We start from the raw sequence: 25,691 nt of genomic DNA, 5'->3' as shown, positions 1-25,691 counted from the left end.
TAAGGAGGATACGTGTGGATTATTTTTTCACGGAACAGCAACAGATGATTATCGATACTGCCAGGGAGATCACAAACGAAAAGATTGTCCCTGTGCGAGCAGAACTCGATGAGAAAAATCAATTTCCCCGCGAAATTTTAGAGGATATTGCCAAAGCCGATTTGTTCAGTATTTTTGTGCCTGAAGAGTATGGAGGCTTTGGGGGGGGATGTTTTGAAATCGTTCTGGCGATGGAAGAGCTGGCGCGTGGCTGTGTGGGGGTTGCTACGAGTTTTGCTGCCAGTGCTTTAGGTATTTTTCCCGTGATGATTGCCGGCAGTGAAGAGCAGAAGCAGAAATATTTGCCCGATATAGCAAGCGGCGCTCGCTGGGCGGCATTCGGGCTTACCGAGGCGAATGCCGGCAGTGATGCCTCCGGCATTCGAACAACCGCTGTGGAAGACGGTGACTTTTGGGTGCTCAACGGTACAAAACAGTGGATCACCAATGGTGGTGAGTCAGAGATTTACACCATTGTCGCGATGACCGATCCCACAAAAGGTGCTCGTGGCGCATCAATTTTCATTGTTGAAGACGGCGACCCTGGTTTTTCCTACGGAAAAAAGGAAGACAAAATGGGTATCCGTTCTTCCGCAACCCGGGAGTTGATACTTAAGGACTGTCGTATCCCCAAAGATCGGCTGGTGGGCAGAAAGGGGACAGGCTTTATTACGGTCATGAAAACCCTGGATATGTCTCGTCCCGGTATTGCCTCGCTGGGGGTCGGTCTTGCTCAGGCTGCGCTGGACGAAGCTGTTACCTACGCCAAGCAACGCGTTCAATTCGGTAAACCCATTATATCTTTTCAGGCGGTGCAGCATATGCTGGCTGACATGGCAATTCAGCTCGAAGCCGCGAGAGCTCTGGTGTACGCAGCAGCCAAGCATATTGATATGCATCCCAAAAATATGTCGAAGGCATCATCCATGTGTAAGGTGTTTGCCACTGACATGGCTATGAAGGTGACAACAGATGCGGTTCAGGTGCTTGGCGGGTATGGCTATATGAAGGAATATCCGGTGGAGAAGATGATGCGTGATGCGAAGATTCTCCAGATCTATGAGGGAACCAATCAGATCCAGCGCAATGTCGTTGGTCAGGAACTCAACAAAGAATACTCCTAACAGACGTACGATATGAAGATTCTTGTGTGTGTTAAACAGGTTCCGGATGCAAAAGATGTCCGTCTTGATCCGAAGACCAACACCTTGGCAAGGGAAGGTGTAGAGTCCATCATGAACCCCTATGATCGCCATGCTCTTGAGGAGGCGGTTGTTATAAAGGAGCAGCAGGGCGGTTCGGTGACAGTTATCACCATGGGACCGCCTCAGGCAGAAGCTGTTTTGCGCGAGGCGGTTGCCTGCGGTGCTGACGAGGCTGTGCTTGTTTCTGACCGTGCCTTTGCAGGAGCTGATACCTGGGCTACATCCTATACCCTGGCCAAGGCTGTGGAGTTTCTTGGCGGTTTTGATCTGATCTTATGTGGTAAGCAGGCCATTGATGGTGATACCGCGCAGGTGGGGCCCGGTCTGGCAAGGCGTTTGCGACTGCCCTATGCCGCCTGTGTCCAGAAAAAACGAAAGATAACCGATGACACCATCGAAGTTGAGCGTATGATGGATGATGGCTTTGATGTTGTGAGGCTTCCGTTGCCGGCTTTGATAACGGTTGTTAAAGACATCAATGAACCACGTGTTGCCTCATTGAAAGGCAAGATGAGGGCCAAAAAGGTTGAAATTCAGCAGTTCTCCGCAGCCCATATCGGTGCGGATCCGCAGTGCATCGGATTGGCCGGTTCCCCAACGAAAGTTGTCCGTGTCTTTTCACCGGAACCCCGAGGTGACCGGCAGATCTTTACAGGGAGTATCGCTGAGCAGGTTGACCAGCTCGTCGCCCGTCTTAAGTCACATCTTTAAAATCATTTATCCAACAAATAGAATTCGTATCCATGCTCATTATTGACTGTGAGAAATGTACAGCCTGTGGAGTTTGTGAAACCAGTTGCGCTTTTGGTGCGATCAGTGTGCCGGAAGATTGTGCAGTGGTCAATGAGTCCTGTACCTTATGCGGTGCATGTGTTGACAACTGTCCCGAGGGCGCATTGCATATTCACACGATTGATAAACACCCGCAAACCGATATCAGTGACTACAGCGGGATCATGGTATTTGCTGAATACCGTCACGGCAAAATTGCTCCTGTCAGCTATGAACTGTTGGGTATCGGCAGAAAACTCGCTGACAAACGTTGTGTTCAGTTGATCGTGATACTGCCTGGTGGCAAGGTGACTGAATATACCGACAGCCTTATTGCTGCAGGTGCTGATACGGTACTTTTGGCGGAACATCCGTTTTTGGAGCAGTTCCGAGAGGATGTGTATGCAAACATTTTAGAGACCGTCATCCGCCAGTATAAACCGGAGGTGGTTCTTGCCGGTGCAACGGCCATAGGGCGATCGGTTATTCCCTATGTGGCAACAGCCGTTGATGCCGGCCTGACAGCTGATTGCACACGCTTGGAGATTCGGGAGGAAGACGGCACCTTGCTGCAGACCCGGCCGGCCTTCGGCGGTAACATCATGGCCACCATTGAGTGCCCTCAGACCCGGCCGCAGATGGCCACAGTTCGTCCCAACGTCATGGCACCGGCTCAGCCCGATCCATCTCGAAGTGGTGAAGTTGTTCACCTGCCTCTCACCGAAGAACTGCTGCAGTCACAGGTTGAAGTTGTTGAAACGGTGAGCAGTGCCGACGATCAGGTGAATATCCAGGAGGCTGAGATACTTGTTGCCGGCGGGCGAGGGTTGGAGTCAGCGAAAGGATTTACTTTACTGAGAGAATTGGCCGTTGAATTAGGTGGATCTGTTGCAGCATCACGAGCTGCTGTTGATTCCGGTTGGATACCCTATGCGCATCAGGTCGGGCAGACCGGAAAAACCGTCAGCCCCAAATTATACATTGCCTGTGGTATTTCAGGGGCTGTCCAGCATGCTGTTGGTATGCAGTCCGCTGAAATTGTCGTGGCGATTAACCGTGATAAAAATGCACCGGTTTTCGATATTGCCACCTATGGGGTGGTTGGAGATCTGTTTGAAGTGATTCCCGAGTTGATCAAACGGTTGCAGGAGGTGAAAAATGATGCTGGAGAATAAAGTAGCCCTGGTGACTGGCGGCAGCCGTGGTATTGGTCGGGCGATTTGTGTCCATCTGGCCTCCTTAGGGGCGACCGTTGGTGTGAACTATGTCGCGAATTCTGCTGCTGCAGAAGAAACTCTGGGGCAGATTCAGACCGCTGGCGGTAAAGGTTTTATGGTTCGTTTTGATATTGCCGATCCGGGCGCTGTTCAGCAAAGCATCAAGGAAACAATAGCCGGATACGGTCAGATCGATATATTGGTCAACAATGCAGGCATTACCCGTGATGGCCTGGTGGCTCTCATGAGCGAGAAAGATTGGGATAGTGTGCTTGACACAAACCTCAAAGGCGCATTTCTTTGCAGTAAAGCAGTGGTACGAACCATGATGAAAAAGAGATGGGGGCGGATTATCAACGTTTCCTCAGTGGTTGGATTTGTTGGTAATGGAGGGCAGGTAAATTATGCTGCGGCAAAGGCAGGACTGACCGGACTGACCAAGGCCATGGCAAGAGAGTTGGCTGGGCGTAATATCACTGTAAATTGTGTGGCGCCCGGTTATATCGTCACTGACATGACCGATAACCTGCAGGAGGATGTGCAGGAAAGTTTAAAAGCCCAAATACCTCTGGGTACCTTGGGTGCTCCTGAAGATGTTGCGGCGGCAGTGGCCTTTTTGGCGTCACCGGGCGGCAACTATATGACCGGGCAAACATTACATGTCAATGGTGGTATGTATATGGGGCATTGACAAAGCACGTGCAAATGTCTATGTTTCCGCGTTGTTTTACTAAAAAAAAACCGTAGTACTACTAACTATAGGAGAAAGGTAATGGCTGTTGAAGATAAAATGATTGATATCATTGTGGAACAATTAAGCGTTGATCGTGATAAGGTTGTTCCGGCTGCTTCTTTTGTTGACGATCTTGGTGCCGACTCTCTGGATCTGGTTGAATTGATCATGGCCATGGAAGAGGAATTTGATGTTGAAATTCCGGATGAAGAGGCGGAAAAAATCGTTACCGTACAAAATGCTATTGATTTCGTAGCAAAAATTCAAGGCTGAGACAGGATAGGCGGAAAAAATCGTTACCGTACAAAATGCTATTGATTTCGTAGCAAAAATTCAAGGCTGAGACAGGATAGATAGTTGTGAAGCGACGGGTCGTTGTAACAGGGATCGGGTTAATCACGCCGTTAGGTATTGGTACTGCGCCAACATGGGATGCACTGATCAATGGGCAAAGCGGCATTGGACCGATTACCCGGTTTGATGCTTCTGAGCAGGCATCACAGATTGCGGCTGAGGTGAGGGATTTTGTCTCTGAACAGTGGTTTGAGAAAAAGCAGGCGAAGAATCTTGACACTTTTGTTCAGTACGCGCTGGCAGCGGCGGATATTGCCTGGAAAGACAGCGGCCTGTCCATTACAGAAGAAAATATTGATCGTGTTGGTGTGATCACCGGCTGTGGGATGGGTGGGTTGCCGACCATTGAAGAGTATCACAGTATTTTAACCAAAAAAGGTCCGAGGAAAATCACTCCATTTTTTATTCCCCGGGTGATTCCCAATATGCCTTCCGGGCATATTTCCATGAGAATAGGGTGCAAAGGTCCTAATCTTACGCAAACAACTGCCTGCGCAGCAGGTACGCATGCTGTGGGAGAAGCTTTTCGCCATATTGCCTATGGTGACTGCGATGTTGCCGTAACCGGTGGAACAGAATCGGTTATCTGCCCGCTGGCTGTTGGTGGATTCAGTGCAATGAAAGCACTTTCAACACGTAATGATGATCCAACAGCCGCATCAAGACCTTTTGATCGCGACCGTGATGGGTTTGTTATATCCGAAGGAGCAGGGATGATGATCCTTGAAGAACTGGAAATGGCAAAGCAACGCGGGGCAACGATTTATGCTGAGATTATCGGCTATGGTCAGAGCAGCGATGCCTATCATATTGCTGCCCCCCCTGAGGACGGAGAGGGTGCGGCCCGCTGTATGGCAGCTGCTCTGCGAGATGCCGGCCTGCGTCCCGAAGATGTGGATTATATCAACGCTCATGGCACCTCAACGCCGTTAAATGATAAATGTGAGACACTGGCGATCAAAAAGGTGTTTGGGCCCCACGCCTATAAGTTGGCAGTGAGTTCAACAAAATCAATGACTGGCCATATGCTCGGAGCTGCAGGTGGTATTGAAGCTGCCTTTACAGTTCTTAGCCTGTACAATGGTATACTGCCGCCAACGGTGAATCTGGAAAATCCTGACCCGGACTGTGACCTGGACTATGTACCTTTGATTGCCCGGGATGCTCACATTGAAACCGCACTGTCAAATTCTTTTGGCTTTGGCGGTACGAACGGAGTTATTGCTTTCAGACGATTTCGTTGAATTCAAATCCAGTGAGAATGGACGTGACTGTTGTTGCAATAGGATGTGATCATGGCGGTTTTTCTCTCAAACAAGACATTGTTGCAACTCTTGAGAGCCTGGGCCACGAAGTAGTAGATGTCGGGAGTTATTCTGAAGAATCCGTCGATTATCCCCACTATGCGGCAACCGTGTGCAAGGCGATTCTTGCTGGGGATGCTCATCGCGGTATCCTTATCTGTGGAACAGGGATCGGTATGTCCATTGCCGCCAATCGATATCCCCATATCCGGGCGGCTTTATGCCATGAGGCCTTTACAGCCAGAATGAGCCGAGAGCATAATGACGCCAATGTTCTCTGTCTGGGGGCTCGCGTTCTTGGTGTGAGTATTGCTGTTGATATCGTCAGGACATGGCTCGCAACGCCCTTTGCTGGCGGTCGCCATTTGCGGAGGATTGAACTTATGGGATAATCTTATCCCGCACGAAAAGATCGAAAGACCGGCATACTTCCATGAAGGAGTTGCCGGTTTTTTTATGGTGAACAGAGGTTGATATAGTGCAGGTAGCCGTATGAAATGCCCTTACTGTGGACATTTAGATAGTCGAGTGATCGATTCGCGCATCAATAAAGATAAAACCATTACCCGGCGTCGGCGTGAATGTGATGTCTGTCAGCGACGTTTTACCACCTATGAACGGATCGAGTTGATGTTGCCGATGTTGATTAAAAAAGACGGGCGACGGGAACCGTGGGATAGGGGAAAAATTGTTGCAGGGTTGGAAAAAGCCTGTGAGAAGCTTCCGGTCAGCCTGACGGATATAGACATTTTCGTTGATGCTATTGAACAAAAGCTTCAGGATCATGGGAGCAAAGAAATACCTACGAGCCAGATCGGTGAATGGGTGATGGAGGCGTTACCGAGCCTGGATGAGGTTGCTTATGTTCGTTTTGCCTCGGTTTATCGGCAATTTAAAGACGTCAATGAGTTTATGGATGAGTTAAAGCAGTTTCTTGGGGAGAAGGGTAAAGATTGCCGATGAAGAAGAGAGAGGATGAACATACTTTTTATATGGGGCTGGCACTGCAGGAGGCAAGAAAGGGTTTGGGACGAACATCACCCAATCCGGTTGTTGGTGCAGTACTTGTCAACCAGGGTGAGGTCGTTGGTTGCGGATACCATCAGAAGGCCGGGGGACCCCATGCAGAGGTGCATGCCATTATGGATGCAGGGCCCCGCGCCCGCGGAGCAACACTCTATGTTACCCTGGAACCATGTAATCATGCAGGAAGAACACCTCCTTGTACTGAGGCTATTCTTTGCAGCGGCATTCGTGCCGTCGTCATCGGCATGCTTGACCCCAACCCGGGGGTTACCGGCGGAGGAGCTGCGTATCTTGAGAGTCAGGGCCTGCGAGTGTTCTCGGGGATCAGTGAACAGGCGTGTCGCGCTTTAAACTATCCTTTTATTAAACACAGCACCACTGGTCTGCCATGGATCATCATGAAGGCCGGTCTCAGTCTTGATGGGAAGATAACGTTTCGTCCCGGACAGGGAAGCCCGATTACCGGTCCGGAATCACAACAGTTTGTCCACGAGCTCCGCAACCAGGTTGATGCGATTTTGATTGGTGTTGAAACTGCCATCATTGATAATCCCCGGCTGACGACTCGTCTGCAGGGATCGGAAACACCTTCACGTGACCCTCTTCGAGTTGTTCTTGATTCAACTTTGCGTCTACCCACAGATCAGCAGATGATAACGCAAAACTCTGCTGCAGAAACCTGGATATTCTGCAGTGAGAACGCACCTGAAGATAAAGCAAGGGGGTTTGAGGCCCGGGGTGTCAGGATCTGTCGCACTCCTGCAGTGTCAGATGGTCGGCTTGATTTAACTGCAGTGCTCACCAGTCTGGGTAAAAACAATATTGTTTCAGTTCTTGTTGAAGGGGGATCCCGTATTCATGGTGCTTTTTACAGGCAGCAACTGGTGGATGAACTGATTTTGCTGTATGCACCTTATATTGTGGGCGACATTGGTGTTCCATTGGTTGACGGATACAGCATCGGCAGCCGTGAAGAAGCGCGTATACTGACAGAGATCAGCGTGGATCGTCTTGGAAATGACATTGCTGTCAGGGCGCTTGTTCGCGATCCTGCTACACTGTAGGAAAAAATGGTCGTATCCTGTTCCACAGGTGCTGTAACTCTTCCTCTGTTGAACAATGAAGGCACAGTGAGCAACCTTTCTCTTCAAAGGACGGGCTTGGAATAACAGTTATATTTTTCGGCAGGGCCAGTGAATGAACAAACTGTAAAAACTGTTCTTCCAGTTTTATTTTTTCAGGCCAACACAATTCTGTCAGCTCACGGAGAATATTTTGCAGATGTTGCGGATTGTTGTCAGTGCGGTTGTCCTGCTCCATGGGGAGCCATTTCTGCACAAGGTCAGCAACGGAAATATTCATCCTTCGCGTCAACTCTATGATCATCTCGAGCAGTTTATACTGCTTGGATCCCCCGGGTTTATACAGTTCCAATAATTTTATCACATATTCCTGATCCTGATGAGAAAGCCGGTGCATTAATTTTGCTGATTTCAACGTCAGAAGACCGTGATGTAGAGCGAATATTGTCTCGGTCGAAAGGTTGAGCAGAGAGACCAGCTCATCAACTGTATAGAGTTGAGAGGGGAGCTCCATCAAGGAAAGTATCGATAACAGTTCTTCTGTTGTGCAGTTGTCTTTGACCTGTTGCAGAAGATGAGCACGGAGGATAGGACTATTCTGCAGTTCATTCCAGCCATGAAGAACCTGTAGTGAATAGCGTCTATAAGATGCTACAGAATGTGGTAAGATACGACAATATACATCTGTTACGTCAAGAGTCTTTAGGGATTGATAAACTGCAAAGTTGGCAATAATCTGATAAGCTGTCTCTGCTTTTTGTAAAACAAGAAGAGGCGTGGTCTGGCCGAACTCACGTAATTTATCAGTAAGTGAGCTGTCAACAGAGCTCTCATACAATCTTTCCAGAAAGATGTCCTGGTAGGATAGAGTGTTGCAGTTGAGTGTTTTTACAGAATAATCTGAAGGCATAATGGACCGGATGTCTAAAACAGCATCAGCTTTGGTGGTGCAGATCCGCAGGTGGCGTCAGTTATCTGGTCTGTCTTTAAAGCTGTGCCATAAAGACGACGAATAAAAAAGGCGCCGGAGGTGCCCGGCGCCTGTATCTGCAGGAAGAAAACTGTTAGTCAGAGTTGATTCGTGTACGTAAAATTCCAGACGGTTTAAAGGTCACCACTCTCCGTGCATCAAGGGTGAGTTCGGTGCCGGTTTGGGGGTTACGGCCACGTCTGGATTTTTTATTCTTGATATTAAATTTACCAAAACCACTTAAGAGAAGATCTTCACCGGTGATCAGTGAAGATTTAGCAAGGTTAAGAAACATTTCTACGAAATCTGTAGATTGGGACTTGGTCAGATTGGGATGTGTCTTGTAAACCTGCTGAATTAAGTCAGCCTTTGTAAGAGTCATTTCCACCTCCTTTGTCACTTCCTCTGTGCGGATACAAACTGTTCCGTATACGGATATCACACATATTAGGAGGAAACACAGGTAGTTGTCAACTTTAGATTACTTAAGAAATGAAAAAGCCGATGTGCCAGCAAATGCAGCAGAAGTAGCCAACCTTTCTTCAATGCGCAAAAGTTGATTGTATTTTGCAACTCGATCACTGCGGGACGGTGCTCCGGTTTTAATCTGCCCCGTATTCAGCGCTACAGCTAAATCAGCAATCGTAACATCCTCTGTTTCACCGGATCGATGCGAAATCACTGCTGTATAGGAGGCACGATGGGCCATGTCAACCGCATCAATAGTTTCGGTCAAGGTTCCTATCTGATTAAGTTTAATCAAAATTGAGTTGGCAATCTTCCGGTCAACGCCTTCTTTGAGGATGGCGGTGTTGGTCACAAAGATATCATCACCGACAAGCTGGATTTTTTGACCAAGGGTCTGGGTCAGTTGTTGCCAGCCATCCCAATCAGATTCATCCAAACCATCTTCAATACTGATCAACGGGTATTTTCGCACCCAGTCAGCATAGAAATCAATTAACTGGTCCGCTGATTTCTTTGGGTTTTTTTCAGCTTCCAGAACATATACTTTTTCATCGTTTGCAAAAAACTCACTGGCAGCTGCATCTATTCCAATATAGATATCTTTTCCCGGTGTATAGCCGGCCTGAACAATACCTTCAAGAATTGACTCCATTGCCTCCTCATTGGAACGCAGATTCGGAGCAAACCCTCCCTCATCGCCGCCTGCGGTTTGCAGGCCCTTCTTTTTAAGTACCGTCTTCAAGGCATGAAAGGTTTCCGTACCCATGCGTAAAGCCTCAGTAAAAGACGATGCACCAGCCGGCAGAATCATAAATTCTTGAATATCTACATTGTTGTCAGCATGTGCGCCGCCGTTTAAGATGTTCATCATCGGCACAGGAAGGACCTTGGCATTGGTCCCGCCAAGATAATGGTAGAGAGGTAATTCAAGTTCCGCAGCCATGGATTTGGCAACAGCCATGGAAACTCCGAGGATGGCATTTGCGCCAAGGTTTTCTTTATTGGCAGTTCCGTCAAGAGCCAACATGGTCTTGTCGATCAGCACCTGTCGGGCCGCGTCAAAGCCGAGCAAGGCGGGAGCAATACGCTCATTGATATTTGCAACGGCTTGCAGAACACCCTTGCCGCCGTATCGCGGATCTTTGGGGTCGCGAAGTTCCAGAGCCTCTCTTTTTCCTGTTGAAGCTCCGGAGGGTACAGCTGCTCTGCCCATCACACCTGACTCCAGGTACACTTCAACTTCAACGGTAGGGTTTCCACGGGAGTCGAGAATTTCTCTACCAAGTATTCCTATAATTTCGCTCATATCTGAACAGCTCCTTTACTGGATGGCTATATGTTTCCTGCCATCTGAAAAATTGGTAAATACATGGCAACAACGAGACCGCCTATCATGCCGCCCAAAAAAACCATCATAAACGGCTCTATCATTGCAGTGAGGTTCTCTACAGCCTGATCGACCTCTTCATCATAAAAATCAGCAATTTTTTCCAGCATAGTGTCAAGGGCGCCAACGGATTCACCAACATTGATCATCTGCACGACCATGTTAGGAAAAACCCCGGATTCCTCAAGAGGTTCCGCAATGGGGCGTCCTTCAGCAATGCTTTCCGATACTCGAAGAACAGCACGTTCAACAACCTTGTTTCCGGAAGTCCGAGCAACGACCTGCAGCGCATCCAGGATGGGTACACCACTTTGCAGCATCGTACTCAGGGTACGAGTAAATTTTGATACAGCAACTTTTCTTGTCAAAGGTCCAACGACCGGAGCTCTCAAGACAAAAGCATCAACCCGCAGGCGACCTTTTTCAGTATTATATATCTTTTTGAAACCATAGACGACGAGCATAAAAAATATAAAGACAAAGAGGATATTGCTTTTAACAAAATTACTCATATCAACAACCAGTTGGGTTATTGTTGGTAATTTCGAATCCATGCTCGCAAACATTTCAACAAAGACTGGAATAACAAATACCAGAATGACAATCAATATAAGAATTGAAATTGCCAAACAAATGATCGGGTACGTCATGGCTCCTTTAATTTTTTTCTGCAGGGCCATGGATTTTTCTTTGAAGGCAGCCAGTCGTGAGAGGATCGTGTCAAGAATACCGCCCAGCTCACCGGCTTCAATCATATTTGAGTAGAGATTGTCGAATATCTTTGGATGTTTGCGCATTGAATCGGCAAGTGTCGTTCCGGTTTCAACATCATTCTGAATAGAGGTCAGTACCGATTTAAAGGTTGGATTACTCTGCTGTTTGCCCAGAATCTGTAGGCACTGCACAAGGGGAAGTCCGGCATCAATCATGGTTGAAAGTTGTCTGGTAAAGATGACAAGGTCTTTACCGGTAACTTTAGGTTGAAAGAGTTTGAGATTTTCAAAAAGGTCTTTTGGCTTTAGTTTGACAGTAGGGTTCTCGATGCGCATTCGCCTGAGTTGTGCCCGCGCACCAGCTTCATCGACGGCCTCTATTTCACCCTTACGTCGTTCACCGTAACTGTTCTTTCCCTTCCAGACAAAGATCGGCATGAGAAGTTCTCCGGAAAATTTCTTGAAAGTCTGTGAGCCAATTCATGATAAGATACATGTTGACAGATGCTCACCAATTTCTTAATTAAAAAGGTTTACATCTTATTTTAGGTAACATTTTTTTCTGGTTCAAGAAAAAGTTTATATCATTACAGGGGTTGGCAACATGCAAACAGACAGTACCACAAAAAATATATACGGTTCTTTTTTACAGATTGTTGAACAGTGCTCCGGCTGTGATCGCATCGTCGAGGTGGAGGAAAAACAGTTTTGCAAGACATATGCAAATCCAGGCGCAAAGTGGCGTTTGGGGGTCTGTAATTTTGCTACGCATATGAAATCGGAAGCAAACGTTATTCAAACGCGTATCAATCCTTTGAAAGCTTCAAAGCGTGCGGCAAAGAAAAGGAAATAAAGCTACCTTTTGTAAAAGTCTGCAGCGCTCATTTTTGGATAAATTTTCAGCAGCACGACTTAACCTGCAACCGCCACGGTGCAGGTGGTTTATCATGTAACTGCATATTAAAAGGTTTCTTGAGTAAGATTCGCAAGAAACCTTTTTCCTTTATTTCCGGCCTACACCTGTGTACGAAAATCCGGCATTTCGTACAGTGGCAGGGTCGTAAACATTTCGCAAGTCGATAAACACCGGTGATCTCATTGTCTCCTTTAAGCGCTGAAAATCGAGAGCGCGATACTGATTCCATTCAGTAAGCAAAACAAGGCAATCAGCACCTGTTGCGGCTTCATAGGCCGTACTTGTATACTCGATGGTGTTGGGCAGGTATTTCTTTGCCTCCTCCATTCCCTGAGGGTCATGGACTCTGATTTTTGCTCCCTTTTCCAATAAAGCCGGAATAATAGTGATAGAGGGAGAATCCCGCATGTCATCGGTTTCCGGTTTAAACGTAAGTCCAAGAACTGCAACGGTCTTGCCTGCTTCGTTTCCTCCCAGCATTTCTCTGATCTTTTTGACCATCCTTGCTTTTTGCGCGGCATTCACCTCAACTGCGGCCGTAACAATGTGAACGTTTTCTCCATACTCCTGGACAATGCGCATAAGGGCCAATGTGTCTTTAGGAAAACAGGATCCACCGTATCCCGGGCCGGGGTGTAAGAATTTATTGCCGATCCGGCCATCCATTCCGATGGCTTTTGCCAGATCAATGACATTTGCATTGACTGCTTCGCAAACATTGGCGATCTCATTGATAAAACTGATTTTCACTGCGAGAAAGGCGTTGGCGGCATATTTAGCCAGTTCAGCGGTTTCAATAGTCGTGCAGACCAGGGGAGTTTCACGTAAGTAGAGAGGTTTGTAGATCTCTCTGAGTATTTTTTCGGCCTGATCGGACTCCACCCCGATGACTATGCGATCAGGACGCATAAAGTCGTTGATAGCTGCCCCTTCTCGTAAAAATTCAGGATTTGAGGCAACATCAAAGACTGCCTGCGGGTTTTCTTCCCGGATAATCCGTTCAACCTGGCGCGCTGTTCCGACAGGGACAGTACTTTTGTCGATCACAACAGTATAGTCCCGAAGGTGCGGAGCAAGTTCACGTGCTGCATCATAGATATACGTTAAATCAGCATAACCATCACCGCGCCGTGAACTTGGTGTACCGACAGCCAAAAAAACAGCCTCTGCTTCCGGAATGCTCGCAGACAGGTCTGTGGTAAAGCTTAAACAGTGTTCCTCGATATTTTTTTTGACAAGAATATCAAGTCCGGGCTCATAAATAGGGATGATGCCTTTTTTGAGTCGCTCGATCTTTTCCCGGTTGTTATCGACGCAGATCACTTCATGACCAAATTCAGCCAAACAGGCACCACTTACCAGACCGACATATCCGGTACCGACTATCACAATTTTCATATCTTCCTCTTAGATGTTTCTCGTCCCAAATAAGGCTGAACCAACACGGATAGTAGTTGCTCCCTCCTCAATGGCAACGGTGTAATCATTTGACATGCCCATGGAGAGGACAACGTTACTATTATCAGCGAAAAGATTTTTCCTGGCAAGCTGCATGCTCAATTCTTTTAGTTGCTGAAAGTACGGGCGACTTTGTTCAGGATCGGAAAAATAGGGTGGCATGGTCATCAAGCCGAGGACCGGTAGTGCTGTTTCCTGACCGATTCGATGGAGCAAGTCTTCCAGGTGCTCGGATAAAATACCGGACTTCTGCCGTTCTCGGCCCAGGTTGACCTGTATTAAAATTGAAGGATATCTGTTCAGTTGCCGGGCATATTTATTCAGTATTCTGGCAATTTCCCACCGGTCAACAGTTTCGATAACCTGAAAGAGTTCAACTGCCTGTTTGGCCTTGTTGCTTTGAAGATGACCTATAAAATGCCAGTTGGTATCCGGAGGGCAGCAGGGGATTTTGCCGGCAGCCTCCTGGATATAGTTTTCACCAAAAAAGTTGTGTCCACATCTGATCGTTTCTTGGATGGCTGCGATCGGCACTGTCTTGGTCACAGCAACAAGGGTGATCTCCTCAGGAGTTCTTCCCGATTTTTCAGCTGCTCGAGCAATCGACGCCTGTATAAGACGTAAGTTTTCACGAATCATGATCAGCGTGAGGAAGATGAAAAAGCCGGATTGCATTGGCAGTAGTTGCCTGGGCAACGGCAGCAAGGGAAACCTCTTTTATTTCTGCTATTTTTTGTGCCGTATAGATCAGAAATTTCGGCTCATTACGCTTACCGCGAAAAGGTACTGGTGCGAGGTACGGGCTGTCCGTCTCGACAAGAAGATGTGTAAGATCGATATGCCGGATAACCTCATGCAAAGAACGGGCGCTGGAAAAAGTGACAACACCGGGAATTGAAAGAGCAAATCCCATGGCAACCATCTGTTCAGCAAAGGCCAGGTCACCGGAAAAGCAATGGATGACCCCTCCCTGCGGAAAAGGTCCTGCCTCTTCAAGAAGACGGTAAATATCGGCATGCGCTTCCCGATCATGGATGATGATCGGCAAGTTCAGCTCTTTGGCGAGGTGCAGTTGCTCTGTAAATGCCCGGCGCTGTATTTTTTGCGGGGCATGGTTTTTGACGTAATCAAGACCGATTTCCCCAAAGCCGACCACTGTAGAATCACCAGCCAGCTGGGCGAGTTTTCGCAAGACTGCCGGTTTGACCTCCCCGGCATTGTGCGGATGAACACCGACGGTCGCGTAAACATCCTGATAACGATGCGCAAGCAGTATGGCCTGCTGTGAGCTTTGCACATCAATGCCTATGGTGATTACCTGTGTAACACCTTGCTGAGCCGCTTCGGAAAGAACGGTGTTTACATCTGCATGGGCAGCGATCATGTCAAGGTGGCAGTGGGTGTCAATGAGTTGTGGGTTGTTTATCGGCTTTGAAGGATGAGGTGGAGTTGTATTGATATGTTTCATGGGTAATGGAGGATGTCGTGCAGATTCTTCCTGTAAGAAGTGGCATTGGCGGTGCGGGTAGACTCACACGGATATCATAGTGAATGTTTGTTGACATTGAAATCTTTATTTTTTACAACTTACCGACTTGGTTCTCTTTTTATTTCAGTCACCCCGAGACCTTAGGTCGGCGGGTTACGGTCGGAATATGTTCGCAGCAGCTGACAGGAGTCACTGAGGATGTGCAGCACTGTGTACACCTGTGCTGCGTGCGAGGCAAATATAAAATGATGTTGTTCGGACATGCGAGCATGTTCTTCCCGTATGCAAGTGATTTGAAGTTTTCAGAGTGGAATTTTTCAACTGGAGGATGCGTTCTATGCAACACACAAAAGGGATGAAATGGTTTGTTTTTTTTAGTCTGGCTGCACTGTTGTTTTTAAACGGTTGTGCTTCCCGACAGGCGGGGATGGGTGGAACTGATGCTTCAGGATTACCGCAGCTGAGTAATTTTGCTGATGATATCAAGGATATTACTCTCCCGAGTGAGTTGATATGGGATCGAAAAAATTCAATGGTTATCAAAACAGAATCGTTTCGTGGCGGTATCTTCACGTATAAGGGGCGGGCGGAACTCATGTCATTGAAGGACTACATGGTCGCATCAATGCAGGATAATAAATGGCGCCTTGTGGGAGAGTCGGCCTCTAAAACCATTATGCTGGCCTTTGTTAAGCCGAACAAGACATGTATGGTGACCATTGCCGAAGGAGTACTCGGAAAAACAGAACTGAAACTCTATGTAGCCATCGACAAAACTTCTGGTGGACGATCGAACACCTTTGATGATTCCAATCTCTAATTATATTGAGTGCGATGCCAGGTCTACAGGGAAAGCGAATCATACTGGGTGTTACCGGATCTATAGCGGCTTTCAAGGCAGCGGAATGGACACGGTCTCTTGTTAAGGAAGAGGGGGTGGTGACAGTTGTCATGACCGAGGCAGCGGAACGGTTTGTTTCCGCTCTCACCTTTGCCGCGTTGAGTGGTAATCCGGTGCACCGGGATATGTTTGGTGATACGCCGGAGGCGATCATGGCGCATCTGAACCTCTCAAGAGAGGCTGATGTTATTCTGGTTGCCCCGGCTACTGCACAAACCATTGCTGCATTGGCACGAGGCGCTGCTGACAGTCTCCTTGCAGCAGTTGTATTGGCCGCACGTATCCCGGTTGTGATTTGCCCGGCCATGAACTCCAATATGCTTGCACACCCGGCAACACAGCACAATATTCGCTGTCTGGAAGAGTATGGTTACCATATTGTGCAACCGGGAACCGGCAGCCTGGCATGTGGAGAGGTCGGTGATGGGCGGTTGGCTGATTGGGAGGTGGCCAGAGAGAAGCTGTTGAGTCTTTTTCAAGCTGCTGACCTGCGCGATTATAAAGTGCTGATCACCGCCGGTCCGACAAGGGAGCCATTGGACCCTGTCCGTTTTCTCAGTAATCGTTCAAGCGGAAAGATGGGGTTTGCCCTGGCACGGACAGCTCGGCGCAGAGGTGCTGACGTCACCCTGATTACCGGACCGGTACACTTGGCTGACCCGCCGGGTATTGAGGTCATACGAGTGACCACAGCAGTAGAAATGGCCCGGGCTGTTTTTGACCGGGCGACAGATATGGATGTGATTATTAAATCAGCGGCTGTTGCTGATTTTAAACCACAGGCGTATGAAGAACACAAAATCAAGAAGAAGGAGACAGGGTTACGACTTGAACTTGTCAAAAATGTCGATATTTTACAGAAGTTGGGTCAAAATCGTCATCCCCATCTGACACTTGTCGGGTTTGCTGCGGAAAGTCACCGGCATGTTGAAGAGGGACGTCGCAAACTAAGGGAAAAGAACCTCGACCTCATCGTAATGAATGATATTCTTGGTTCAACAACCGGTTTTGATGTTGAAACCAATCAGGTCACTCTCATTGATCAACAGGGTAGCACCACCTTACCATTGCTTTCCAAAGAAAAAACAGCAGACCATATCTGGGACAAAATCGTGGCCATACGGCGGCAACCATAAAGGGATGAGGGGCATTTTAAGATGTTGGGGAGTGTATGCAGATAAGCCGCTCTGAGCAAAAGCGGAGAATAAAAGAGATTGAGCTGCTTGTGGAAGAGCTGCTAACTCTTCCTGCCCATGTGCTCAGCCAAACGCCTCTTCCCGACGAGATGAGGCAGAGTTTGCTGACTGTAGCGGGTCGTCCCCTCAACAAGGCGAGGAAAAGGGAGGTTAAGTACCTGACCAGACTTATTCAACAGTACCCGTTAGAGGGTCTGTACGAACTGGTCAGTCGTTATCGCGGGAACAAGTTGAAGGAGCAGCAACAGGTTAAAACGATAGATTCCTATCGTCATACACTGATCAATGAGGCTCTTGAACAGGAGAAACTGTGCAGGGAACGTGGTGAGGACTGGACGGAGAACTGGCCGAGTACGACCATCTCGCAGCTGCAACGCACAGTACCGGTGATCGATCCACTGACCCTTTCTCGCCTTGCCTATCTTTTTGTACGTACAAGAAATCCCCGGTACAGCCGGGAGATTTTTCGCTATCTCCGCTCCATGCAGGAGCTGCACAACCGCATTCAGCAGCAGGAGAGTGTGTCCAGGGAGTCCTAGAACATCTTCCGTCAGGATGTGGTCGTGAAGCTCTCCACAATAGGCTCATTATCCGTCTGACAAGATATCATATACGGCTATTTTTCTTTTTTCTTTTTTCGCGCATAGGTGGCTGCTTCCATGCCGGCAACGCACCCTTCACCCACGGCTTTTGCCATCTGCAAAGGAGGGCCGACAATATCTCCGGCAGCATAAATTCCCGGAATATTTGTTTCTTGTTTCTGATTAACAGCAATATACTTTGCTTCCAGATCGAGGAGTACCCCGATCTGGGTGGCCAGCTGCATGGCGCCTTTTGATCCCAATTCAATAAAAATACCCTCGGTGTCCAGAGCCTCTCCGTTTGCCAGCTCCAAAGAGGTCACCATGCGATCACCATTTATCTGTTTAATTGAGCTACAGATGCGTTCAACGCTGCTTGACTGCAAACGGGTCAGCAGTTCATCGGAAACATCGAGTGTTTCAGCCACCAGATACACTTTTGATGCGTAGTCAAGAAGGGTCAGGGCACCATCAACAGCAGCGCTGCGATTGCCCGTTACAGTCACCACAGCTCCCCTGTAAAAATTGGCATCACAGTCCACGCAGTACGACACACCTCGGCCTAAAAGATCTTTTTCACCCGGAACATTCAGTTTTTGTTTTGAAACCCCCATGCACAGAATGAGAGAATGGGTGGAAACAGTTTTGCCGCTTTCGAGCTCCAGATGAAAAATATCTTCTTCGTGAGCAATTTTTAAAACATCTGCGGAAGAGTGCTCGGTTCCGAAACGTTTTGCCTGTTCCAGCCCCAGTTTAAGCAGATCAGCACCCAGGGTGGTCTGAGGTACAAAGGCATAGTTTTCAATATGGCCATTATAGAGTGCGGAGTTTTCAATACGGCCCAAGAGCAAGACCCGAATTTTTCTTCGGGAGGCATGAATGGCTGCCTGAATGCCTGCAGGACCTGCACCGATAATGACCACATCGTACATGTGTTCTGACATAGGTTGCTCCTTATCTCGTGTAAAAAGTCAAGATTGCTTTTTGTTGACTATCCGCCATATTGACGCTGGGAATACTTTATGGTTTGTTTCCAGTTCGAGGTCGACAGAACTGTAGAATTAGTATATTATCCGCTGTTGTCGTTGTCAGGTTCGAATGGTACTTTCCTGTGCCGAGGTTCGCTGTTCTCTCATTTTTCGTATGCGATAGATATTTGATGAGCAACGCCACCGTGTGTGGGGTTATAACGCGTTTGCGCATGCTCAAAGAGCGTGTTCTTGTAAAAAGCATACGGTGGGGCAGCAATAAACATATTTTTCAGAAATGATGATTTCGAATAATTTCCATGTATTATTATGTTTTGTCCGCGTGGCAAACAGGTGAGAATTTAAATTTATGCCCTTCTGATCGGAAAGCCAATGGAAAGACAGGGCTGCGGTGGGTAGGGGTATTTTATTTGTATCCATAACAGAGATACACATAGTCAGAAAAACATCAAAATTCAACAGGAAGGAACATCGTGGAGTTTTCTATCTTTGAAATTATGAAACATTCCGGAATGATGGGAAAACTGGTCATGCTCGTTTTGCTCATTTTTTCGGTACTTTCATGGTCCATTGTTATCATGAAGTTTCTTGTTCTCCGAAAAGCACGGCATGCTTCTTTAGATTTTCTTGATGCATTTTGGGAGAGCAAAACTCTGAATGAAGCCTATAAAGCAGCCAGAGCATGCCCTCTGAGCCCTGAGGCAACAGTCTTTGTCGCCGGATTCAATGAACTCAAAAAGATCAGTGCCGCCCGTAGCTCCACGCAAACAGAAACCACGCTGGAAATGCAGCTGGCAACAATGGACACTATGAAACGAGCCGTTCGAAAGGCTCAGTTTCTTGAGTCCGATCGTCTGGCCAGCTTAGTTTCCATTCTTGCCACCACCGGCAGCGCTACGCCGTTCATCGGTCTGTTTGGGACCGTCTGGGGTATCATGACTTCATTCCAGAGTATCGGTCAACGAGGCTCAGCCTCATTGGCTGTTGTTGCTCCGGGTATATCTGAAGCATTGGTGGCCACCGCCGCCGGTCTTGCTGTGGCCATTCCTGCCGTTATTTTCTTCAACTATTTTTCCAACAAGGTTGCTGAGTTCGATTCTAACGTAGAAAGTTTCAGCACGGATTTCATCAATCTGATCGAAAGAGATATCCTCACCAGGACCTGATGACATGAGACCGCTTGCAAACAATAGGGGCAGGAGAAATCTGGTTTCTGATATCAACGTTGTACCGCTTGTTGATATCATGCTTGTTCTGCTGATTATTTTTATGATAACTGCTCCGATGATGACCCAGGGGCTTGAGGTTGACCTGCCGGAGGCAACGACCAAAGCACTCCAGCAGCAGGAGGAACCCCTGGTGGTGACCATACGCAAGGAAGGAGATGTGTATCTGAAAAAGGAAAGAGTGAGTTCAGATACCCTGCAAGAACAGCTGCGAGCCATTCCTCCGGAGGTCAAGAAAGAAGGTATCTATCTGCGTGCAGATAAGAACGTACCGTACGGTGTGGTTACAGCCACTATGGCCGACATCCATGCAGCGGGCTTTGAAAAGCTGGGAATGATCACTGTTCCGGCTGAAAAAGGGAAACAATAACGGCTGGTTGCTTTCTGTGCAGTACTCTGAAACAGATTTTTATCTTTATCAACAAGAGGCTGATCACCGTTGGTGGTTAGCCTGTTCCCTTGCGCTCTGTGTCCATGTGGCTGTTGTGTTGCTGGTCATGTTCACACCTTCCCTGTTTGAACCCAAGGCCATTGTCGAAGAAGTGGTGTCAGTGAGTCTGGTTGCGCTGCCCGATGCCGGTGGTGCGCTCACCCCCCCATCTTCGGCTGCCCCACCACCAGGTAAACCAACTGTGGAGAAACCGCAACCCGTGGCTCCACCTCCTCCACCACCGCCGCCAGAACCGAAAGCACCGTCTGAGTCTGTGCCGCCGCCTGAACCGTCCATGCCTGCAGTCAAAGAGAAAGCAGCTGTCAAACCGGAACCAGCTCCCGAACCGGAAGTGCTGAAAAGTCCGGTCTCTCTTGCTCCGGAAAAGCGAAAGGTAAAAAAGGCAAAAGATACAAGACTTGAAGAAGAAAAAGTTCAAGAGCGACAGCAGGAGCAACGCAAGCAGGAAGAACGTGATCTCAAGAAAAAAATTGAGGAGAAAAAGCGTGAGGCTGAGCAGCGGAAGCAGGAAGAGCGTGAGCTGCAGAAGAAACTTGAAGAGCGGAAACGAGAGGCAGAACGGCAAAAAGCAATCACTCAGGCTCGTCTTGAGCAGATCAGAGCAGAAAATGAGGCCCGTGCTGCTGCTGCTGAAGCACGGAAACTCGCAGCTGAGGCAAATGCTGCTGCTGCGGCTGCCTCGGCAATCCGTGCTGATGCCAGTCGTCAATCCCAGGCTATGCAGAGTGCGGTAAGCGGTGGTTCAACAGGTCGGCAACAGGCCCAGTCCATCGTTGAGCAGACATACTGGCAGACCGTGGCTCAGAAGGTTAAGAGCAAATGGGCACTTCCCGAGATGCGGAGGTGGGATGCAAGCTTGCTGGCGAAAGTCGTCATTACCATCAGGAAAAATGGAGAGGTGACACACATTCAGTTTGATCAGCGTTCCAAGGATCCGCTTTTTGACCAGATGGTGGAAAAAACCATCAGGAGCGCAGCTCCAATGCCTCCATTTCCCACCCTGATGCAACAGGAAACCACTGAAGTGGGGTTTAAATTTCTGCCGGGTGAGCTTGGCAATATGTAAGGCCTGGTGTATAGTTGATCGCTGTTTTGTAAATCATTATTAACCAACAATTTTTATACTTTATTATGATGATGAAAAGCTTGTTTTCCAAAGTTTTTGTGATGATCGCCTGTTTGCTTTTGAGTGTTTCTGCTCGTGAAAGCTGTGCTGAGCGAGCTTATTTTGATATCACCGCCTCTGATATGCGGAAGATCATGGTGGCTGTTCCCAATTTTTCAGGTAATGATCAGGCAAAGGCCGTTACGCAGTTACTGTCCAAAGGCCTGGCGCTCCACAGCTTTATCAGTGTGGTTGACAGCAGTCGATATGGTGGCAGCCGAGATGCGGATTGGAAGGGTTTGGGGGTTGATTATGTGATTTTGGGACAGGTCGGCAGTGATCCTGCCGGTATGATGGTTGAAGGATCCATCCTTGACGTGGGCAGTGATAAGACCCTGTCAGGTCGTCGTTATAAAGGAGCGGCCGGGCAGATTGAAGATATGACGTTGCGACTGTGTGATGCCCTGATTGAGGACTTTACCGGTGAGAAGGGTGTGGCCAGGACACGTATGGCGTACGTATCCGATGCCACTGGACGTAAGGAGATTTATCTGACCGATATCCTTGGCAGGCATCCGCGGCAGATCACCAGTCACCGGGCCCTCTGTGTTTCACCTCGGTTTACTCCTGACGGCAACTTTCTGGCCTATTCGACCTATCATCGGGGCAATCAGGATCTGTACATCACTGATCTTCGCCAGAAAACAACAACAAATTCCCTGTCACGCCGAAAAGGGCTGAATCTTGCGCCTGCATTTTCTCCTGACGGCCGAACCATGGTTGTCACCCTCAGCCAGAACGGCAATCCGGATCTCTATGCCATGGATCGCCAGGGTAAGATCCTGCAGCAGTTAACTTCAGGGGCCGGTATCAACGTATCACCGGCTTACTCTCCGGATGGAAGTCAGATTGCCTTTGTGTCGGATCGCAGTGGCAGACCGAATGTTTACCTCATGAATGCCGGAGGTGGTCAGGCAAAACGATTGACCTTCCAAACCACCGAAAGTGTGGAGCCGGCATGGTCACCCAAAGGTGATGAGATTGCCTTTACCGGTTTGCAGGGAGGCAGTTATCAGCTGTTTATCATGGATCGTAACGGAGGCAATGTCCGCCAGTTGAGTACCGGTGGAGGCCGTTACGAAACACCGACGTGGGCGCCGGATGGACGGCTGCTTGCTGTTACAAGAAAAAGCGGCAGCCGGTCTGAAATCTGTGTGGTCAGCAAAGCCGGCAAGGATGTCCGTGTTCTTTTTACAATGAAGGGAAATCAGTCTTCTCCACAGTGGTCAGGCCGTTTACCCTGAAGTACCCGGGGTAACAGTGGTTTCATACAGCCTGCTGATCTTTTGTTTTAACTGTTGTGGTAGCTGGAAATAAAGGGGAGCTGAATATGATAAAACGATTCAAACACATTGCGATCGCTGGTTGTTCGTTGCTGCTGTTGAATCAGTGTGCAACTCAGGACGAGGTTCAGAGCCTGCAGTACCAGTTGCGAGCGGTCAACCAGAAACTTGAGGATGTCCGATCAACCACGGTTGATCAGATGCAAAAAAGACAGGCAAGCTCGGTGAGCAAGATCGACCAGGTTGAAGATGAAACCCTCCGCATAAAATCGAGTGTGGAGGAGAGTGCCAGCCAATCCGTACAGTTTCGCGAACAGGTTAAACAGGACATCGCCGGATTACAGTCATCTCTGGAGGCAACTAAATCCGGTCAGGATGCAAAGATTTCCGAATTAACGCAGAAGGTTGCGGTACTTGAAGAGAAGTTGGCCCTGGTCAGTGAGAATTTCAGCAAGGCGCAGCAGGAACGTATTGTTGAAGCAGAGAAAAGGGCACAGGCTGCTGCACAAAAAGCTGAGGCCGCCCGGCAGAAAGCTGCGCAGGTAAGTAACACCAGTGCCACGGCTTCTGTTTCCGGTGCATCTGCAATCTCTTCCTCGACTGCTTATGGAACAGGCGCAGCCGCAAGCACCTCTTTCAGGGTGAATCCTGATGCGGCAAAGATCAAGATTGCCACTGCGCCTTCTGGTGGGACAGTGAGTAGAGACAGGGAGACCGTCGCACCCGTTGAGACAGCGGCTGCAAAGAAAGTTGAATCTACCGCTGTGAGGGAAACCGGGACAGCTTCGGGGAGTTCATCAGCAGAAAAAAGTACACCACCGGTTGCTGCCACTGAAAAAGCAACAGCAGTTTCATCGTCAGGTTCTGATTCTTTTACACAGGGGATGAATCAGTTTAAGTCAAAAAGCTATAAAGATGCTTACAGATCTTTTGAACAGTCTTTGTCTACCAACCCAAATGGACCGCAGGCGGCCAAATCACTCTATTATATGGGTGAAAGTCTGTATAACCAGGGTGAGTACGATTTAGCGATCCTGGATTATCAAAAAGTTATTTCCAATCACAGTAAAGATTCCCTTGCCTCCGGCGCCTTGCTGAAACAGGGTATGGCTTTTGAAAAACTGACGGATCATGAAACTGCAAAAATTATCTATAAAAAGCTGATCAATGATTACGGCGGCAGCTCAGAAGCGACACAGGCGAAGGAGAGACTGGGGAAACTGTAGTCAACAGAGGCTGGTTTTGAACGGGAAAAAGCAGCGGGTTGATGCACTGCTCGTTGCCCGGGGATTGGCTGCAAGCATTGAAGAGGCGCGGCGACTGATCGGTGCCGGGCATGTTCTGGTCGACAGCCGGCGCCGGGATAAAGCGGGTACCCTGGTCGCCTCTTCAAGTGAGATTGTGGTGAAAAAGCTCCGGAAGTATGTGAGTCGGGGCGGTGATAAACTGGAAGCAGGTTTACGGGACACGGCTGTTGATCCCCACGATTGGATCTGTGCGGATATAGGGTGTTCCACTGGAGGTTTTACCGATTGTCTGCTTCAGCATGGTGCTCAAAAAGTCTATGCAGTCGACGTGGGATATGGGCAGCTTGACTGGAAATTGCGCACCGATAAACGAGTCGTTGTTCTTGAGCGGACAAATGCCCGATTTTTAACCAGGATGCAGATCCCGCTTCCCATAGATCTGGCAGTGATTGACGCTTCTTTTATTTCTCTTCAACCTCTTCTTGCTCCTCTTGTCCCCCTTTTTCATAATGAAGTCCGGGTGCTGGCATTGGTCAAGCCGCAGTTTCAATTACCTCGGGAAGCTGTTGGCCCAAACGGTATTGTTGTCGGATCTGATCGCCATCAGCAAGCTCTGGAAATGGTGAAAAACTTTGGTGCAGAACTGGGATTACAGTGTACAGGAATCGTCCCTGCACCGATTCGCGGTGCCAAGGGGAATCAGGAGTTTTTTATGCTGCTGACCGGTGTTTCTTCCGGAGAGCAGGATAATCTTTGAACACGCACATGTGGAGACGGCTATGTCGGTGAAAACAGTGATCACATCCATGCTGAGCGGGTGGCTGGTTGCGATTTTTTTATGTTCCATGGTTTCTGCAGCCGAATATGTGAGTATCGACAAGGACGGAATTAACATGCGTTCAGCCCCCAATACCAATGCGGATGTTCTTTTCGAGTTGCCCCTGGGCTACCCTCTGGAGGTGTTAAAGAAGGAGGGCCAGTGGCTGAAAGTAAGGGATTACGAAGGTGACAAGGGATATGTTTTGGAATCCTTAACCACCAGAACACCGTATGCCATTATCAAAGTCAGACAGTGCAAGATTCTTGCTGGCCCCGGATCAAAAGAAAAAGTGATCGGCACTGGTGTTAAAGATGTGATATTTGCAAAAGGCGAGCGAAAAGGTGAGTGGGTCAAGGTAACCCATCCCAGCCTCAGCGGCTGGGTCCATAAAAATTCAGTATGGCCCTGATAGCACAAAACAGAGAATCCGAGTTCTCTTTACTGCTCTCTGTATACTTGTGATAGCTTTTTCGGGGGTATCTCCACATTCCTGCAACAGGGTATTGCCGATTTTGCTTGTCTGCCCTTGCCTGTACCATAGCTGCACCATTACCGATTCGTTTCTTTTTTTTATCACCGGCACGATGTGTCTGTTTGCTGATGTCCTGTGCTGTATGAGAAGGTACTGTTCTGTGTTTCGACTGTGCAGCCGTCCGGTTCTTGTGTACTGTCGGAATCAGCCGGCAGAAAATCCCCTGTT

28 protein-coding genes are annotated in these 25,691 nt (G+C 48.4%); 20 read left to right on the top strand and 8 right to left on the bottom strand.

Annotated elements, in window-relative coordinates:
* Positions 1–14 precede the first annotated feature (14 nt).
* The 9 genes from HP555_RS11970 (at position 15) to ribD (ending at position 7,713) form a co-directional block, all read left to right on the top strand.
* Positions 15–1,163 (top strand): acyl-CoA dehydrogenase family protein, encoded by a 1,149-nt coding sequence (locus HP555_RS11970; RefSeq protein WP_233249175.1) that lies wholly within the window; start codon positions 15–17, stop codon positions 1,161–1,163.
* Positions 1,164–1,175: 12 nt separating this feature from the next.
* Positions 1,176–1,955: an electron transfer flavoprotein subunit beta/FixA family protein gene (locus tag HP555_RS11965; RefSeq protein ID WP_199262809.1), complete on the top strand. Its 780-nt coding sequence runs from the start codon at positions 1,176–1,178 to the stop codon at positions 1,953–1,955.
* Between the two features lie 32 nt (positions 1,956–1,987).
* The gene (locus HP555_RS11960) at positions 1,988–3,190 is read left to right on the top strand and encodes an electron transfer flavoprotein subunit alpha (RefSeq protein WP_199262808.1); all 1,203 of its coding nucleotides are present in this window, start codon (positions 1,988–1,990) and stop codon (positions 3,188–3,190) included.
* A complete protein-coding gene (fabG, locus tag HP555_RS11955) occupies positions 3,174–3,923 on the top strand; it encodes a 3-oxoacyl-ACP reductase FabG (RefSeq protein ID WP_199262806.1) in 750 nt (249 codons plus the stop codon). The genes HP555_RS11960 and fabG overlap by 17 nt, the downstream gene beginning before the upstream one ends.
* Positions 3,924–4,004: 81 nt before the next feature.
* Positions 4,005–4,238 (top strand): acyl carrier protein, encoded by a 234-nt coding sequence (gene acpP / locus HP555_RS11950; RefSeq protein WP_199262804.1) that lies wholly within the window; start codon positions 4,005–4,007, stop codon positions 4,236–4,238.
* A gap of 86 nt (positions 4,239–4,324) precedes the next feature.
* The gene (fabF, locus tag HP555_RS11945) at positions 4,325–5,563 is read left to right on the top strand and encodes a beta-ketoacyl-ACP synthase II (RefSeq protein WP_199262802.1); all 1,239 of its coding nucleotides are present in this window, start codon (positions 4,325–4,327) and stop codon (positions 5,561–5,563) included.
* Positions 5,564–5,586: 23 nt separating this feature from the next.
* A complete protein-coding gene (gene rpiB / locus HP555_RS11940) occupies positions 5,587–6,015 on the top strand; it encodes a ribose 5-phosphate isomerase B (protein ID WP_233249173.1) in 429 nt (142 codons plus the stop codon).
* A 100-nt stretch (positions 6,016–6,115) separates the two neighbouring features.
* Positions 6,116–6,586 carry a transcriptional regulator NrdR gene (gene nrdR, locus HP555_RS11935; RefSeq protein WP_199262798.1) on the top strand — a complete coding sequence of 157 codons (471 nt, stop codon included), beginning with the start codon at positions 6,116–6,118 and terminating at the stop codon, positions 6,584–6,586.
* Positions 6,583–7,713, top strand: coding sequence for a bifunctional diaminohydroxyphosphoribosylaminopyrimidine deaminase/5-amino-6-(5-phosphoribosylamino)uracil reductase RibD (gene ribD / locus HP555_RS11930; RefSeq protein ID WP_199262796.1), 1,131 nt, complete (start codon positions 6,583–6,585; stop codon positions 7,711–7,713). Before nrdR ends, ribD begins: the two co-directional genes overlap by 4 nt.
* On the opposite strand, the gene HP555_RS11925 is transcribed toward ribD, so the two are convergent.
* From HP555_RS11925 to HP555_RS11910, 4 genes are all read right to left on the bottom strand, one after another.
* Positions 7,703–8,641, bottom strand: a complete 939-nt coding sequence (locus HP555_RS11925; RefSeq protein ID WP_199262794.1) for a hypothetical protein — start codon at positions 8,639–8,641, stop codon at positions 7,703–7,705. The two genes, ribD and HP555_RS11925, sit on opposite strands and share 11 nt — an antisense overlap.
* A 154-nt stretch (positions 8,642–8,795) precedes the next feature.
* Positions 8,796–9,083 (bottom strand): integration host factor subunit alpha, encoded by a 288-nt coding sequence (locus HP555_RS11920; protein ID WP_199262792.1) that lies wholly within the window; start codon positions 9,081–9,083, stop codon positions 8,796–8,798.
* Positions 9,084–9,182: 99 nt separating this feature from the next.
* On the bottom strand, positions 9,183–10,475 hold the full coding sequence (eno, locus tag HP555_RS11915; protein WP_199262790.1) for a phosphopyruvate hydratase: 1,293 nt from the start codon (positions 10,473–10,475) through the stop codon (positions 9,183–9,185).
* Between the two features lie 26 nt (positions 10,476–10,501).
* A complete protein-coding gene (locus tag HP555_RS11910) occupies positions 10,502–11,707 on the bottom strand; it encodes a type II secretion system F family protein (RefSeq protein ID WP_199262788.1) in 1,206 nt (401 codons plus the stop codon).
* 166 nt (positions 11,708–11,873) lie between these two features.
* Between HP555_RS11910 and HP555_RS11905 the strand changes: the two genes are divergently transcribed.
* Positions 11,874–12,122, top strand: coding sequence for a PxxKW family cysteine-rich protein (locus tag HP555_RS11905; protein WP_199262786.1), 249 nt, complete (start codon positions 11,874–11,876; stop codon positions 12,120–12,122).
* 150 nt (positions 12,123–12,272) lie between these two features.
* Here the strand turns inward: HP555_RS11905 and HP555_RS11900 are convergent, their stop codons facing one another.
* The 3 genes from HP555_RS11900 to HP555_RS11890 are packed head-to-tail and all read right to left on the bottom strand — an operon-like array spanning position 12,273 to position 15,111.
* Positions 12,273–13,583, bottom strand: a complete 1,311-nt coding sequence (locus tag HP555_RS11900) for a UDP-glucose dehydrogenase family protein (protein WP_199262784.1) — start codon at positions 13,581–13,583, stop codon at positions 12,273–12,275.
* Positions 13,584–13,592: 9 nt separating this feature from the next.
* Positions 13,593–14,282 (bottom strand): YggS family pyridoxal phosphate-dependent enzyme, encoded by a 690-nt coding sequence (locus HP555_RS11895; protein ID WP_199262782.1) that lies wholly within the window; start codon positions 14,280–14,282, stop codon positions 13,593–13,595.
* Positions 14,272–15,111 carry a TatD family hydrolase gene (locus tag HP555_RS11890; protein WP_199262780.1) on the bottom strand — a complete coding sequence of 280 codons (840 nt, stop codon included), beginning with the start codon at positions 15,109–15,111 and terminating at the stop codon, positions 14,272–14,274. Before HP555_RS11890 ends, HP555_RS11895 begins: the two co-directional genes overlap by 11 nt.
* A 358-nt stretch (positions 15,112–15,469) precedes the next feature.
* Between HP555_RS11890 and HP555_RS11885 the strand changes: the two genes are divergently transcribed.
* Genes HP555_RS11885 through HP555_RS11875 form a run of 3 tightly spaced genes read left to right on the top strand, consistent with a single transcriptional unit; the run spans position 15,470 to position 17,768 of the window.
* Complete coding sequence (locus tag HP555_RS11885) at positions 15,470–15,952, top strand: hypothetical protein (protein WP_199262778.1); 483 nt, start codon at positions 15,470–15,472, stop codon at positions 15,950–15,952.
* Between the two features lie 14 nt (positions 15,953–15,966).
* Entirely contained in the window at positions 15,967–17,169 is a 1,203-nt protein-coding gene (coaBC, locus tag HP555_RS11880; protein ID WP_199262776.1) for a bifunctional phosphopantothenoylcysteine decarboxylase/phosphopantothenate--cysteine ligase CoaBC, read from the top strand.
* A gap of 35 nt (positions 17,170–17,204) precedes the next feature.
* Positions 17,205–17,768 (top strand): dual-action ribosomal maturation protein DarP, encoded by a 564-nt coding sequence (locus HP555_RS11875; RefSeq protein WP_199262774.1) that lies wholly within the window; start codon positions 17,205–17,207, stop codon positions 17,766–17,768.
* Between the two features lie 77 nt (positions 17,769–17,845).
* Here HP555_RS11875 and HP555_RS11870 read toward each other — a convergent pair whose 3' ends face one another.
* Positions 17,846–18,754 carry an NAD(P)/FAD-dependent oxidoreductase gene (locus tag HP555_RS11870; protein ID WP_199262772.1) on the bottom strand — a complete coding sequence of 303 codons (909 nt, stop codon included), beginning with the start codon at positions 18,752–18,754 and terminating at the stop codon, positions 17,846–17,848.
* A gap of 518 nt (positions 18,755–19,272) precedes the next feature.
* On the opposite strand from HP555_RS11870, the gene tolQ reads away from it, so the two are divergent.
* The 7 genes from tolQ (at position 19,273) to HP555_RS11835 (ending at position 25,400) form a co-directional block, all read left to right on the top strand.
* Positions 19,273–19,965 (top strand): protein TolQ, encoded by a 693-nt coding sequence (gene tolQ / locus HP555_RS11865; RefSeq protein WP_199262770.1) that lies wholly within the window; start codon positions 19,273–19,275, stop codon positions 19,963–19,965.
* Between the two features lie 4 nt (positions 19,966–19,969).
* Positions 19,970–20,395 (top strand): protein TolR, encoded by a 426-nt coding sequence (gene tolR / locus HP555_RS11860; protein WP_199262768.1) that lies wholly within the window; start codon positions 19,970–19,972, stop codon positions 20,393–20,395.
* Positions 20,396–20,411: 16 nt separating this feature from the next.
* On the top strand, positions 20,412–21,542 hold the full coding sequence (gene tolA / locus HP555_RS11855) for a cell envelope integrity protein TolA (RefSeq protein WP_199262766.1): 1,131 nt from the start codon (positions 20,412–20,414) through the stop codon (positions 21,540–21,542).
* An 80-nt stretch (positions 21,543–21,622) separates the two neighbouring features.
* Positions 21,623–22,885: a Tol-Pal system beta propeller repeat protein TolB gene (gene tolB / locus HP555_RS11850; RefSeq protein WP_233249172.1), complete on the top strand. Its 1,263-nt coding sequence runs from the start codon at positions 21,623–21,625 to the stop codon at positions 22,883–22,885.
* An 86-nt stretch (positions 22,886–22,971) separates the two neighbouring features.
* Complete coding sequence (ybgF, locus tag HP555_RS11845; protein ID WP_199262762.1) at positions 22,972–24,150, top strand: tol-pal system protein YbgF; 1,179 nt, start codon at positions 22,972–22,974, stop codon at positions 24,148–24,150.
* Positions 24,151–24,166: 16 nt separating this feature from the next.
* Positions 24,167–24,928 (top strand): TlyA family RNA methyltransferase, encoded by a 762-nt coding sequence (locus tag HP555_RS11840; protein ID WP_233249171.1) that lies wholly within the window; start codon positions 24,167–24,169, stop codon positions 24,926–24,928.
* Between the two features lie 22 nt (positions 24,929–24,950).
* On the top strand, positions 24,951–25,400 hold the full coding sequence (locus HP555_RS11835) for an SH3 domain-containing protein (protein ID WP_199262758.1): 450 nt from the start codon (positions 24,951–24,953) through the stop codon (positions 25,398–25,400).
* Positions 25,401–25,691 lie beyond the last annotated feature (291 nt).

It is taken from the genome of Desulfobulbus oligotrophicus (assembly GCF_016446285.1).
Classification (GTDB): Bacteria; Desulfobacterota; Desulfobulbia; order Desulfobulbales; family Desulfobulbaceae; genus Desulfobulbus; species Desulfobulbus oligotrophicus.
This window is presented reverse-complemented; position numbering and strand designations above follow the sequence as displayed.